This window comes from Halobacillus litoralis (genome assembly GCF_004101865.1).
Classification (GTDB): Bacteria; Bacillota; Bacilli; order Bacillales; family Halobacillaceae; genus Halobacillus; species Halobacillus litoralis_A.
This window is the reverse complement of record NZ_CP026118.1, coordinates 3,673,554-3,687,581: the sequence shown is the minus strand read 5'-3', so window position 1 is coordinate 3,687,581 and position 14,028 is coordinate 3,673,554. Positions and strand designations below refer to the sequence as shown.

The following is a 14,028-nucleotide window of genomic DNA, read 5'->3' as shown; positions in this document are numbered from 1 at the left end:
TTAATCACTCCTGCTAGGTTTGTCCCAACCCTATCACAGGTGTGATGAAAACTACGCTGAAATTTGTCAGTACTACTTCGACAAATTCGGCTTAAAGCTGCTCTTCCGTTTCACTGCTGTCTTCCTCTGTATCCTCTTCTTGCTTTGCATTTTCTGATGTTTCATCAGTTTCAGCTTCATCATTTTCATTCAGACTCCCCGTACCCTCTTGCCATTGCTCAATCGAAAAAGGGTTCAATTTGTCTGAATTTCCGCCATAATGATACTGAGGTGCTTCATTTGCTAAACCCGCATATAAAGGCTGATAATAACTATTCAATAAAATCGAATAGCCTAACTCACTGTCATTATCAGGGGCCTCGAATTGTATGGATTCTATCTGTGTGATTCTTGGTAATGATTGTATTTCTTTCATGAATTTCATCATCTCACTATAGTTCTCAGATGTAACATCTATTGAAAATTGCAAGGTATGTAAGCCCTCGATCAACTGTTGAGCTTCACTCTCTCCTGATTCGGGTTTTAACTCTTCTTCCTCTCCATCCTCTTCATCCAACCCTTCGACTTCTTCATCAGCGAGAGCGATGATCGACTCGGAATCTGAAATACCGATATTGTTGATTAAGCTGGTTGATGAGTTCGCAGCACGATCCAACCCGATCAATAATTGATCTAAGAGAGGAACCACAGGTAACTGCTGCTGAATCGTACGGGAAGTTAGAAGTAAGTCCCTTTCACTCTCATTGCTATTCTCTTCGATAGCTGAAAGAACTTTCTCTTCTTGTTCTACCACCTTCTCTTTTTCTTTCACCCCTTGCTGCAAGGGATGAACAATAACCTGGATACCGAAAACGGCTATTGAAAAACAAAGTAACATACCAAACAGAAGTGAAAGGATACTCAAGCGATTCCATTCCATCTTCATTCACTCAACCCCTTTTCTGAGAGGAGCGTTGATTCATTTAAGACAAGATAATAACTGGCAATATATCTTGGTTGATAATCATATAGATACTCTGTTTCATCCACCACACTCGTTTCGACACTTGCAAGTTCCACATTCGATATAACGGATTCTTGATTCAATGTGCTTGTGAATTTCGCAGCCTGCTGTATCGTATCAAACCTTGCAACTACTGTTACTTCAGATGCCCCCGTTAAAGTAAAGGACTCAAAAAACCCACGCTCAGGCAAAAGAGATACTAATCTTTCTACAAAAGGAATGGTCGGTACAATGGTAGCCTTTAATTGATCAAGGGAATCTTTCAATTGATCCCTCTCCGTTCCTTCATTGTCTACAGGTTGAGTGAATTTTTCCTGGTCTTGTTGTATCTGTTGGATTCTTTCTTCCTTCGCTTCTGTTTGTGCAACTAATTGAGACCTTTGAAACCCAAGTGTCACAACAATGATTAAAGAGACAAGCACAAAGAAACCTAGAATTATAAAAGGCAGTACATTTCTTTTTTCTTTTTGTTCAAGTAAGTTTATTTCTACTACCATACAATTCAACCCCAATTCCACTACTGCTTAATCGATAATCCGATTGCATCTACACACTCTACTGAAACCGGATGTTCTGTTTCTATGAATAAGCTCGGTTCCATTAAGGTTTCTACATGAATCGCCTTTTCTTCAAGCAGAGACAGCGCTCGCTCGTTTTCTGGCCAATCACCTGTTAATAATACTTTTGATACTCCTGCTTCTCCGTTCATGAGAGAAAATCGATAGAAATCCATGATCCTTTCTATCTCATTCACTTGATCATAAGTAAAATCAGAAGGATCCCCTTCATCGCCCTGCCATATGTATCGGCCATTTTCCCGTTTCCACAAATTCAATGCTAAAGGACTTTTAGTGTGGTTGATAAAAGCTGGCAAATGTTCTTTAAAGACTGTCAACACACACCCATCCATATTCCAATCAATTAATAGGAGGTGCTCTTCTTTTGCTGCCATTCCTAAATGTTCGTAAAACCTGTAAACAGAGAGAGCACTAATATCAGCCGCTTTCGGTTTCAGCTTAGCATCCTTGAAGACTTGTTCTAACTTTCGTATCTGTTCTTCCGGATAGGCAAACAGCAGAAGTTCTGTTTCTTTTTCACCATTTTCAAGGATGCTGTAATCAAAAGCAGGGTCTTCAAAAGGCAAATGTAATGTTTCACCAAGTTGCATATAAAGATAGCCTTTGATCTCATCCGCCTTCAATGTCGCGGGTACTTTGTATGGGCGGATAACTACAGAATGATCAGGCACGGTGAAGTACAAGGATTTATTTTTCCACCCTTTGTTTTCAATAAAATCTTCAATGATGGAGGTGAGCTCTCTATAATCGTTGATTTTCCCATCCTCCATTACGTGGTATGGAAGGATGATCTCTCCTGTTTGTTCGATTTGATTGATATTGGATGATTTACTATGCACATAACGGATCGAGTGATTTTTGATAATGAAGTTCAAACGACCTTTCACCTTGAAAAGATTGAACAACAGAAGTCCCTCCTATATGTAAAAAGTTTCGAAATAAAAATTGAGAAGATCATTACCATATAGATAACTGATGATAGATGCCAGCATGATGGAAGGACCAAAGGGAAATGGATCTTTTCGACCAATTACTTTAAACCCCAGAAGCAGAAGACTGGCAATTGTTCCAATTATGGTAGCCAGGAAAAAAGTAAGCAGGGTCATTTTGACACCTAATAATATCCCCAAGATACCGAAAAGTTTCATATCTCCTCCTCCCATTCCACCTTTACTTACAACAATGATAAGCATGATCAAACCGAAACCGGTAAGAGCTCCTAATACTGAAACATACCAGGGTTCAAGTGGATAGAAGAAACGGTAAATGATGAACATACCTGCAAAAAACAGAAGGAGACGGTCAGGAATAATCATATATTTCAAGTCCCCCACGGTCACTATGATAGCAAGGGATATGAGCAGACAAGCACCTAAAAAAGGATAAGATATTCCCAAATGCATATAAGCAGACAAGAACAAAATCCCTGTACTTAATTCAACAATCGGATAAGCGATTGAAATCCTGCTTTCGCAATGTCTGCACTTACCCTTGGATAAGAGGAAAGAAATTAGTGGGATGAGATCTCGAGCTTGTAAAGTTGTGGAGCAGTGAGGGCATGCGGAGCGTGATTTAGTGAAATCGATTTTTTTAGGTAATCGCAGACCGACGACATTGAAAAAGGACCCTAAGATGGTTCCGCTTATGAATATGTATAAAGGTAGAATTGCGTTCATTTTTTTCTCCTTTGGAGGTTATAAGGGGAGACCCCGTGTTTCCGGGGTCTCTAAAAATAACAACTTAAGCTTTAACCAGTTGATTCTTCTTGCCCGTTTAATTCTGATTTTGTATCATCCTCTATATAATTTGTGCCGCCTGAACCTAAAGTAACCCTATAAGTAAATGACCCTCCATCTTCCTCTACCTCTACAAAAGCCGTGCCGTAGGGGGCATCCGTTTCAGGGTCCTGAGGAACAGAATCTAAAAATCCACTATCTACTAGCTCTTGTGCTGAAAATCCATCTACGTCTTGGTCAGCAATGGAGTTAACTGTTTCTCCACTTACATTCGCTAAACGCGCTGACTCTAACAAAGATAATGCGTTCGAATCATGTGCATCATCTTCCGTACTCGCAATCAAGTTACCAATAGCAGGGACAGCAATCGCTGCAATAATTCCCAAAATAACAATAACGGCCAAAAGCTCAATCAACGTGAAACCTTTCTCATTTTTCAACAACTCTCTCAATTTCTTCATTTGCCTCTCTCCTTTTGTAGTACTTTCGTATAAATGCCATCGAATATGTAATACTTTTTTCACTAGCATTATTACCTATGTTCATTATAAAGGATACCTGTCATGGAAACTAGCATATTAGCATATTCTTTTCTAAAATTAATTGATCGTATCAAAAATAGAAAACATCGGAATGGCAATGGCTGCTACTATGCCGCCGACTACGACAGCTAATGTCAGAATCATCAAGGGTTCAATCAATGTTTTCAGCCGCTCTGTCGTATAATCAAGCTCCGATTCGTAAAACTCAGCCACTTTAGACAACATGTAGTCAAGCGAACCAGTCTCTTCACCTACGGCCATCATCTGGATGACAAGGGGCGGAAAAATAGTATATTGTCGCAGTGGATCTGATAGATTGTTGCCTTTTTCTAATGATCTGTAACTGTTCGCGATCGCATTTTCGACCACTTTGTTCTCGACGACCCGCTGCGTCACTTGCAGGGATTGTAAGATGGGCACAGAACTATTGATCAAAGAACTGAGCGTACTGGTCATTCTCACAAGAGCAGCTTTTTGGAGCAAAGGCCCGAAAATCGGCATGCGCAGTTTCAAATGATCCATGAAGTACTGAAACTTATCATTTTTCATAATGGTAAATTTATATAGCGTTACGATAAGAATTGGAATAAGCAGAGCTATATACCAGAATTGCTGAAAAAACTGACTCATGTTCAATGTCATTTGCGTGATCAGAGGTAGTTCTCCTCCTAAAGAATCGAACATACTGGCAAATCTCGGTACCACAAAGGTTAACAGGAAAATTACGATGCCGATTGCGATGATTCCCACGACTAATGGGTAGGTGAGAGCAGAGATGATTTTTTGGCGCGTATCAAACTGTTTCTCGTAATATGCCGCTAAACGCTCGAGGATCTCCTCTAAATTACCCCCCACTTCTCCGGCCCGGACCATGTTGATGAACAGGTTTGTGAATATTTTAGGGTGGGAGCTAGCCGCATCAGAAAATGACCTGCCGCTCTCCAACTGCTCCCCGATATCTTGCAAGGCTTCACTCATCGCACGACTACTCGATTGTTTTGCAAGGATTCTTGTGGTTTCTAATAGTGATATGCCCGCTCGGATCAGGGTTGCGAATTGGCGCAAGTAGATGACAAAGTCCTTGGGTTTCACCGGTTTGCCAATTTGAATATCTTTCAAGAAAATACTGTCCAATTCTTTGATATCTGAAATTGTAATCCCTTTTTCTTTCAAGGTTGAAACAGCTTCTTTTCTGGAATTGGCTCGCAGCCTGCCTTTTTGTGTTTTTCCTAAAGGATTACGGCCTTGGTAAGTATAATATGGCATGGACTAAGCTCCCCCTTCCTTCAAATACGGGGCAGCGTCCCGCTCATCAATCAGATTTTCAGCCAATAAATCATTGATGGACATCTCCAGCGTCTGCATATGGATAGCTTTTGAGGTTTGGATCACATTTTTAATTTGATGGATTTTTTCATTGCGAATCAAATTTTTGACCGCCGATGTGTTGAGCAGTATTTCTACGGCTGCTCTCCGCCCTTTGCGGTCAACTCTTTGAAATAGCCGTTGAGATATGATGGCTTTCAAAACGTTTGCCAATTGAACCCGGACCTGGCCTTGTTGATTCGGTGGAAAAACATCGATGATCCGATCGATCGTGTCAGGAGCGTTCGTCGTGTGTAGCGTCCCAAGAACAAGGTGGCCAGTTTCCGCTGCCGTCAGTGCAGTGGAAATCGTTTCAAAATCACGTAACTCTCCGACTAGTATCACATCTGGATCCTGTCGCAGACATGAGCGCAATCCATTGGCGAAGTTACGAGTATCAAAGCCGACCTCCCGTTGGTCTACGATACAGTTTTTATGATTATGCGTGTATTCAATCGGGTCTTCTAAAGTTATGATGTGTTTACGTGAAGTTTGATTGATGTAATCTACGATCGATGCCAGAGTCGTTGACTTCCCTGAGCCGGTCGGCCCTGTAACAAGAACCAGACCTTGAGCAAATGTACTGATTTTTTTAAGAACCTCAGGCATGTACAATTCTTCAATGGAAGGAATTTCCCGAGGTACAATCCTTACCGCCATAGAAAGGCAGTTACGTTGATAATAAATATTGATCCGGAACCGTGACACACCTGAAATTCCATAAGATACGTCCACTTCCCTTGTCTCTTCAAGTTGGGCTAAGAGGTCCCCAGTAAGAATTGCTTTGGTCATACCGTCTGTATCTTCCGGCTTCAACGTCTGTTTGCCATACTTTTTAAGATCACCATGAATCCGGAAAATCGGTGGCACTCCAACTGTCAAATGGATATCAGAAGCTCCATATTCATTGGCAGCAGTTAAGAGCTTATCAAATTTGTCTTGCATACATCCGACACCCCACTAATCTACTTTTGCAACGCGCAGCACTTCTTCTAATGTGGTCATTCCCTGCTTCACCTTCAACAGCCCATCATCCAATAGGAAAAGCATACCCGTTTTCAACGCGTACCTCCGGACCTGGTCCATACTTCCATTGTTCATCATCATATGGCGGATCTCGTCATCGATGACTAAAACCTCTTGAATCGCCATACGCCCCCGATAGCCAGTATTTTGACAGCTATTGCAGCCTTCACCTTTGTAGATCGTTTCTGCTTCCATTCCACGTTTTTGAAAATGCTTTTTTTCCATTTCTGTCAACTTGGACGCACGGCGACAATCTCGGCATATCTTTCTGACTAATCTTTGAGCGACGATACCTGATAATGAAGACACAACCAGATATGGTTCAATATCCATATCAAAGAGACGAGGTATAGTGGCGATCGCACTATTGGTATGTAATGTACTCAGGACAAGGTGGCCGGTCAAAGAAGCTCTAATAGCAATTTCCGCTGTCTCCGAGTCCCTTATTTCCCCGACCATGACGATGTTCGGGTCTTGACGCAGGATGGAACGCAATCCTTTTGAAAAGGTAAGACCGATGGAAGCATTCACTTGTACCTGGTTCAGGCCTTCGATTTGATATTCGACAGGGTCCTCTACAGTAATTATGTTCACATCATCTGTATTCAACCGATTTAAGGATGCATACAGGGTGGATGATTTCCCCGACCCGGTCGGACCTGTGATCAAGATCAGTCCAGACGGCTGTTCAATCAGCCCTTTATACTTTTGAGCATTGATTTTATTGAAGCCTAAATCTTCTATGGTACTTAAAGCATTTGACAAATCTAATATACGGATCACCACTTTCTCCCCGTAAACAGTAGGTAAAATCGAGATCCTTAAATCAACCGGTGCCTTGTCAACATTGGTCTTTATCCGTCCGTCCTGGGGGAGACGTGTTTCTGTGATATTTAAATTAGCCATGATTTTCACACGGGCGATTAAACTGTTTTGGTAAGATTTAGGTAGTGTTCTTTCAGTTCTAAGTACTCCATCGATCCTATAGCGGATTAAAACCCTGGACTCTTGGGGATCGATATGGATGTCACTTGATTTCAGTTGGACACCAGCCTGCAAAAGTTGATCCACAAGTTTAATAGCAGGAGCTTCGTCAGCATCTTTCACTTCTTCATCAATTTCTGTGTCATTTAAATTATAATGACGATTCACTGCTTGCAAGATTTCATTTTTAGTTGCGATGACTGGTGATATTTTGAAGCCTGTCGATATTTTCAAATCATCAATGGAGAAATAATCCATAGGGTCTGCCATAGCTACGGTCAACTCTTCACCTTTTCGCTCAATAGGAACAAGCAGGTTTCTCAAAGCAAATTCTTTACTTACAATTGTTATGACACTGGGATCGATAGGAAAGTGAAAGAGAGACACGTGAGGGATCCCCAATTGGAATTCCAATACCTCGATCAACTGTTTTTCAGTTACGAAGCCCTTCTCAACGAGAACGTCCCCAAGCTTTTGTTCAGCTTTTTTCACCAGTAAAGCTTCTTGAACCTGGTCTTCCTCTATGATGCCTGCTTCTTTTAATAGATCTCCTAAACGTTTTCTCTTAATCACTTTGGGCACATCCTTTTTAAACAGTCACTTCGTTTCACTTTCAGGGACTTCTTCCCAAACATTCTCTTTTGCTGAACCATTTCTGGAATCTGGTGATTCCCCGTCTTCCGAACCAGAAGAATCTGCTTCACCATTGCTCCCCGTACCGCTTGGAGTGCTCTCGTGGGGATGGTCGCTATCATTTGCCCCACCTTGGACTGACCCACCATCTGTTACAGACGGATGTTCTTCCACTCGCGGCTCAGGGGGATAGTAATCTTCCGAGATAAATTCTTCCACGCCCTCCTGAGAAGAACGATCAAGACGAAAAACAGACACGACTTCCCCGTCTTCCCCCTCCTGCAGTAGATTGTAAGGACCCTCAGTCACAAGTGAAGAATATTGGATGATGGTTTTAGGAGAAATTTTTTCGACATCACTGAATTTCAAATGAAAATCAGAATTGGTCGGGTAGCCGAGCCACTTAACTGTCAGCTTAGAACCTTCTACATCCACAGATAGCTTGTACTCATTTGAAAGTGGGTTGTACACCTTCAAATCCTGATGCTTTTTCAAGTCTACGGTCGCTTCTAAACCGATTTGTGCATACGCCGGTAGCCTGTGACTGATATGCCTTTCCTGAATGATTAAACCCGCTTTCAAACTTGCTCCATATACGGAAGAGGCAAGAACGTTCAGTGAAGTCTCATCATATACTCCCTCTTCAGTAAGAAATTCAAGGTATGAGAAAGTTCTGCCTTGAGGAACGGCTGAATCATTGAATATCTCTATGACTCTTTCCATATCCACACCTTCTGGCACTTCAAGTGTGAACCCGCCTATTTCCTTATATAAGGAATCTGCATCTGCTTTCACAAAAGTATAGGCATTGTATTCAAGGGCATGATCCGGTAACTGACGGGCATCATTTTTCAATGTCTCAATAAATCGTTGTTCAGAAAATTCACCGGCTAATTGCTCACCCATATGATTTTTCAATTCCGGAATATAGCTTTCGTCGAGCTCTACGATCAAATCAGCATTGCCTGTTTCTAACACTTGCTCGATAGAGGCTTTTACATTAAACTGAATGACCTCTGGATTTATTTTCAAACTCTTCCCATCCAAATTCACGACCAGTTCACTGTTTCCCTTCCATTCATCAGTTCTCTCGCTAATTAGCTGGATTGCTTCTTCCTGGCTTTTACCGGAAAGATCAATAGAAGCTACTACCGTATTTTCTGGAAGTATATGTTGGCCTGTTGTTACGTATTGTATTGCTGCTGAACTGCCTATGGAAAAAAGGAACATGGACATTCCAACTAGTACAATCAGTGAAATAAGCCTCAGGTTAAACGGTTGCCTCATACATACGCACTTCCTTTACAGACCATCCTTTATTTAACGCTCATACTAAGCTCAACCATTACACTTGGTCCGTGTTGCTTCAGTTCATCAATTTCAGACTTTGTCAAAATGGTTCCTTCCGACACTACAGTCTCTCCATGGCCATTGACGATGTTTTTGGTGGCTTGCTTTCCTTCTAACAGTTCCTCTTGTTTACGATCGAGGTCATCCACACGGTTCTGGTTAGCTGTAAAATTAAAAGACTTCTTTTCTGGTTGTACTTGCGAACTTTTTTCCGGTTCTTCCATTAACACATCACCAGATAAAAATTCTTCGTTAAGGATTAATAATTTCTCTCCATAAGTAATGATGTAGTCTGAAGAGACTCCAACGATTTGTTCATGTTCTGTAAAAAAATCTACAGAAAGGACCTGGCCATTTTTTTCGTTTACATAGAACTCCTTAACTTCCCCCACTAGTTCTCCGACACGCGTCATCACTTGCGCTCCGTTTATGGAAACCTTTTTATTGATCAATTGATTCGCAATAGGTATTTCATTCAGGTCTAATATGGAATGTTGACTCTCCACAGTAATCGCATACTTGCCGATTCCGATGATTTTTTGAAAAGGAATCGCCTTTACACTCACTTGCCAATCTTCGTGTTCAACTGTCAAAAAATCTACGGAGCCTTTCTCAGGATTGACGACGATTGATTTGACCCGTCCGATTTCTTCTCCAGCGGAAATACTGATGATTGGAAAACCGATAATTTCTACACTTCTTTTCATATGTAACTACACACCCATTCATTATTTAGTATCAATCACTTGTTGGTGACGTAAATAGTTCAACTCATCTAAAATCAGCGGATAAGGAGCCATTTTTTCAATTAACACTTCTACGAATACACTCAAGACATCTGTTTTCCCCTGTTTCATGTAAAACTTCAACAAATATTGCGCAATTGAATAATACTCCAAGTCTGGTAGATTGCTAGATAAATGCGCTTTAATATACTTCTCGTATTTGTCAGGGTCTAACTGCTTTTCCATATAAGATATTTTTTCAATCATCACATCAAGCAATTGTTTCCGGAGTTCTTCATCAGCTACTAACGAATCTTTATGTTTCTCCTCTAAAAGGAGACTATCTTCATCATCTTCTATATCGGCAGGACTACTGCAATCATTTATCGGCAGATCAATAATGATTTTGTCCAACTCTTCCGATTGAACACTTTGTTTACTCAAATCCATTTCCTCGGAAATATCCTTGGTGAAGTTTTTTCCATCACGAGAATTCTCTTTCTCCTCCAATTCCATATCCTCAAACTCTTCTTCATATTTCATAGTAAAATCAATGGCATCATTTAATTGCTTATTTCGTTCGTCAATCAGTTCTTCTTCGGTGACTTCTGCTTCATTATCTGCTTCCTTTCCTCCTGGCGCCACCTCTCCCAACTCTCTGCTTGCCGCTAATTTCTCTTCCGGTTTCATTGATTCAAGATCGATCCCTTCCTCAGGTACATCCTGTTCTTCAAGATTCAGATTTCCTTGAGACTCAGTTTCAAAATTTTCATCCTCACCTTCGAATACTTTTTCATTATCAGATGCAATATCGGTCTCTGCATTTGACCTGCTGGCTGCCAATTCCTCTTCTGGAAGAAGGTTTTCTCCCGAAGTTTCGTTATTTTCGTATATTCCACCTATTATTTTAAAATCTTCCAGGCTTTCACTATCTGTATCAGGATATGTCACTATCTCTTCAATCTCATCTTCAGGAGGCAACTCAATAGCAGCCGATGATTCACTAAGGTCAGAATCATTCCCCTTCATATCTTCCAGGTCTTCATCTATTCTCTGAGGATTGACATCCGCTTCGACTTCTTCCTCGAATTCTGTTTGACCAACATCGGATGATGATTCTTCATGCTTTTCTACCAAGGGTGCAGGTTGTTCAAATTTTAAATCATCTGCGTGGTCGAATTCTTCAAATCCTTTCACTTCAGCCGAAGAATTCTCCATTGCTGTAATCTCCTCCATCATAGGATTTTCTTTAGTATCTGCTGGAACAGGAGAGATTCTATTTTGCATGAATATGGACAGGACTAAACTTAGTAACATGGCGGCCGATACCCCGATCCAAAAAGTGTAAGTAATTGCAGCAAGCAGTGCCAATGAGCTAACGAGACACCCGCTGAGCCACACCAACAACTTACCCTTTTTCGTCATATTCATCGGCACATATTTCAAGGCAATAAAAGCGACTATGATGACAAACACCCATACAATTAAATCAACCATTGCTTACCTCCTTCCATCAGTTTTCATAGTAATGGGAATCAATTTCCTTAACCGTAATTTTTTCGATTGTAGGAATACCTTCAGGCGGGTTCAAAATGAGTTCTTCTTTATAATTGATTTGGAAACGGGATTGATGGATCGACAAATCGTCCTGGCCTCTTTCGAACCATAAATCATAGACCCTGAAGTGGGAATTGTAATGATATCCACCTTTTCTCGTTTCACCCTTCACAGCATTCATCACAATATTTTCACCATAAATCCCTCCATTGATAACGAGATTCGAACCCACTCCGAACATTTCCAGGTCGCTATTCGTATAGAAGAAAGCATTCATTTCCTGCAGAGCCGGGGAATCTGGATCTGTGTATAAGTTATTATTGGCTATCGTTAAAGGCCCCTCACTTAGAACGACTATAGTTCCAGAATCATTTTCCATCCCCTCAACTCTTCCACCTGACCTCGTATAAATCGTCCCATTTGTATTCACATCACCATTGATATATAAATAATCGTCGATATACATCGAACCATTAAAATTCAGATTATCAATCTGAGTTTCGCCATCAATATAGATGAATTGATTGTTATTTAGTATTAAGTCGCCTTCAAGCTCTGCTTCGCCCTCAATATATATAGAACCATCTACTTTAAGTGACCCATACACCTCAAGATCACCTTCTACCAGTAAATCTCCTTTTACATGAGCATCCTGTGAGTTTTTTATTTCAAGACTGGCAGGATCCCAACATCTTCTTTTCCGATAATACCCACAATCATAATAGTCTCTAATAGCAAGATCGTGGTTATAAGTACCATCCATTGATTTATTCCCGGACACTTCATAGAAGCCATTTCCATGCCTGATATCGTTGTACCTTTTTTCGTTAATCAGGCTTTCTACCTGTAATGGCTCAATAGTAGTTGTATCACTGATTGCTCTCGGAGCTATGTTAAAGTATCGGTTTAAATTTTCAGATGTTGGATTGAATTTATGGATTCTTCTATCTTGAGATTTTTTATTGAAGTCGCCAACTACTCTTAAATCTCCCTCAATTCCTGGATAGAATGATTGAACCCAATGCTTTCCATAACCTGCTGTGAAATATCCGTGGTCATCAATATAAAGATCATTCCCCACTTGAACATCCCCCTGCAGATAAGAAGCACCATTCAAAGTTAAATCGCCAGGAGTCACCGCACTATAACGGAAAACATCGGCGATCGTCGAAATGGTAAACGTTCGGACCAACCTCTTATTCGAACCTTCTACATCCACCTCAATATCAAGGCGCTGCAAAAAAATACCGTTGGAACCATCTTTAAGTACTTGTTCTTTTAGCACTCCTGCTTGTCCCAACTGAGTTCTGGCTTCATTTACAACACCATCGATACGATCAATTACGCTGTCTAAATCAAGCGTTCCGTTTGAAAGATTTGTATTGATCTCTTCCACGCCTTTGAGAATACGAGCGTGAGCTTCTTGCGCTTTCATTTCAGCATCGGACTTCGTTTCAACAAAGTCAGTATTGGCCTTAGTAAATTGATAGGATCCAATGGTATAACTCATTAAGCCCAAACCTAATATACTGAAGATCGTAAACATGATTAAGACAGTGATAAGGACATAACCATCTTGCCTTTTTAGAAAGGAGAAATTCATAAGTTATCCATTCCCTAGTCTGAAAATTTTCACCAGGCTGTACCGTTCATTTGTATTTTCTTTCATTATTTCAAGATTCACTGTCAACTTATTTCCATTCAACTCGAATGTTGTGTTGGATAAGTTCATATCACTTGCATTTTGCTGGACGCCATTAATGTAAAGGTTACCCTCATCAATTGTGATAACGACTTCTTCTTCGATGTATGTAAAAGCAGTTGTTTCTTCATCCATTCCATTCAAGCGAGTAATGGAGCCTGTGAATTTTGTAAAAGTACTTTTTCCACTATCGGTTTCAATAGAATCGACATTGATCAAACGGTTTTCTAAGCTTAAAGTTATGATATTCGCTTCTTTCCTGAGTTCAGTTTTTTCGGCAGACATTTCAATAGAATTTGTAATGAAAAAAAATGCCTGATAAGCAGCAATCATCACAACCATGGATAGACTAAGGACGGCCAATACTTCTACGAGTGTCAAGCCCTTTTCATTGTTCAATCTCATAATTCTACATATCCTTCTAATTCTGTTCGATTAATATTAGATTCGACTGTTACAACTACTTTGAGTAAATGGTTTTTGAGATCCATAGAGTCAGGGTATGTAACTTTTACACTTGCGGTATAATCTTCGACACTTGAGGGGTTTTCGACTTGTAATAAATCCGCGATATCGACATTAACATCCGAATTTAATTGGCTCTTCAGTTCATCCAGGGACTTCGATTGATAAATAGTAAGGACTCCGTCGGCAACCTCCGTACTAGTAAAACCTTTGTCGATCTTCTCTGATTGGGCTATTGTATTCATGACAATCTGAGTAGATACGATAAATACGATTAAAAGTAATGCCATTGCAACGATCACTTCTACAAGGGAATACCCTTTCTCATCAGCAAAATTCGACATTAACTTTCTCCTCCATTT

General features: G+C 40.5%; 14 protein-coding genes. All 14 read right to left on the bottom strand.

Translation table 11 applies throughout. The annotated features are described in order from the left end of the window. Nucleotides 1-91 precede the first annotated feature (91 nt). A complete protein-coding gene (locus tag HLI_RS18170) occupies nucleotides 92-925 on the bottom strand; it encodes a hypothetical protein (RefSeq protein WP_128526321.1) in 834 nt (277 codons plus the stop codon). Further along, nucleotides 922-1,500, bottom strand: coding sequence for a hypothetical protein (locus tag HLI_RS18165; protein ID WP_128526320.1), 579 nt, complete (start codon nucleotides 1,498-1,500; stop codon nucleotides 922-924). Before HLI_RS18165 ends, HLI_RS18170 begins: the two co-directional genes overlap by 4 nt. Nucleotides 1,501-1,520: 20 nt before the next feature. After that, nucleotides 1,521-2,486, bottom strand: a complete 966-nt coding sequence (gene pilM / locus HLI_RS18160) for a type IV pilus biogenesis protein PilM (RefSeq protein WP_164908599.1) — start codon at nucleotides 2,484-2,486, stop codon at nucleotides 1,521-1,523. Nucleotides 2,487-2,498: 12 nt separating this feature from the next. Then, on the bottom strand, nucleotides 2,499-3,257 hold the full coding sequence (locus tag HLI_RS18155) for a prepilin peptidase (RefSeq protein ID WP_128526318.1): 759 nt from the start codon (nucleotides 3,255-3,257) through the stop codon (nucleotides 2,499-2,501). Between the two features lie 71 nt (nucleotides 3,258-3,328). After that, complete coding sequence (locus HLI_RS18150) at nucleotides 3,329-3,778, bottom strand: prepilin-type N-terminal cleavage/methylation domain-containing protein (RefSeq protein WP_128526317.1); 450 nt, start codon at nucleotides 3,776-3,778, stop codon at nucleotides 3,329-3,331. Nucleotides 3,779-3,916: 138 nt separating this feature from the next. Then, nucleotides 3,917-5,125 carry a type II secretion system F family protein gene (locus HLI_RS18145; RefSeq protein ID WP_128526316.1) on the bottom strand — a complete coding sequence of 403 codons (1,209 nt, stop codon included), beginning with the start codon at nucleotides 5,123-5,125 and terminating at the stop codon, nucleotides 3,917-3,919. Between the two features lie 3 nt (nucleotides 5,126-5,128). Further along, entirely contained in the window at nucleotides 5,129-6,169 is a 1,041-nt protein-coding gene (locus HLI_RS18140; RefSeq protein ID WP_128526315.1) for a type IV pilus twitching motility protein PilT, read from the bottom strand. A 15-nt stretch (nucleotides 6,170-6,184) separates the two neighbouring features. Beyond that, a complete protein-coding gene (locus HLI_RS18135; protein ID WP_206659623.1) occupies nucleotides 6,185-7,807 on the bottom strand; it encodes a GspE/PulE family protein in 1,623 nt (540 codons plus the stop codon). A gap of 24 nt (nucleotides 7,808-7,831) precedes the next feature. After that, nucleotides 7,832-9,154, bottom strand: a complete 1,323-nt coding sequence (locus HLI_RS18130) for a VanW family protein (protein ID WP_128526313.1) — start codon at nucleotides 9,152-9,154, stop codon at nucleotides 7,832-7,834. Between the two features lie 29 nt (nucleotides 9,155-9,183). Beyond that, nucleotides 9,184-9,924 (bottom strand): PRC-barrel domain-containing protein, encoded by a 741-nt coding sequence (locus tag HLI_RS18125; RefSeq protein ID WP_128526312.1) that lies wholly within the window; start codon nucleotides 9,922-9,924, stop codon nucleotides 9,184-9,186. A gap of 21 nt (nucleotides 9,925-9,945) precedes the next feature. Then, nucleotides 9,946-11,439: a hypothetical protein gene (locus HLI_RS18120; protein WP_128526311.1), complete on the bottom strand. Its 1,494-nt coding sequence runs from the start codon at nucleotides 11,437-11,439 to the stop codon at nucleotides 9,946-9,948. Nucleotides 11,440-11,455: 16 nt separating this feature from the next. Beyond that, nucleotides 11,456-13,009: a bactofilin family protein gene (locus HLI_RS18115; RefSeq protein WP_128526310.1), complete on the bottom strand. Its 1,554-nt coding sequence runs from the start codon at nucleotides 13,007-13,009 to the stop codon at nucleotides 11,456-11,458. Nucleotides 13,010-13,105: 96 nt separating this feature from the next. Continuing rightward, nucleotides 13,106-13,606 (bottom strand): prepilin-type N-terminal cleavage/methylation domain-containing protein, encoded by a 501-nt coding sequence (locus HLI_RS18110; RefSeq protein ID WP_128526309.1) that lies wholly within the window; start codon nucleotides 13,604-13,606, stop codon nucleotides 13,106-13,108. Further along, nucleotides 13,603-14,010, bottom strand: coding sequence for a PulJ/GspJ family protein (locus HLI_RS18105; RefSeq protein ID WP_128526308.1), 408 nt, complete (start codon nucleotides 14,008-14,010; stop codon nucleotides 13,603-13,605). Before HLI_RS18105 ends, HLI_RS18110 begins: the two co-directional genes overlap by 4 nt. Nucleotides 14,011-14,028 lie beyond the last annotated feature (18 nt).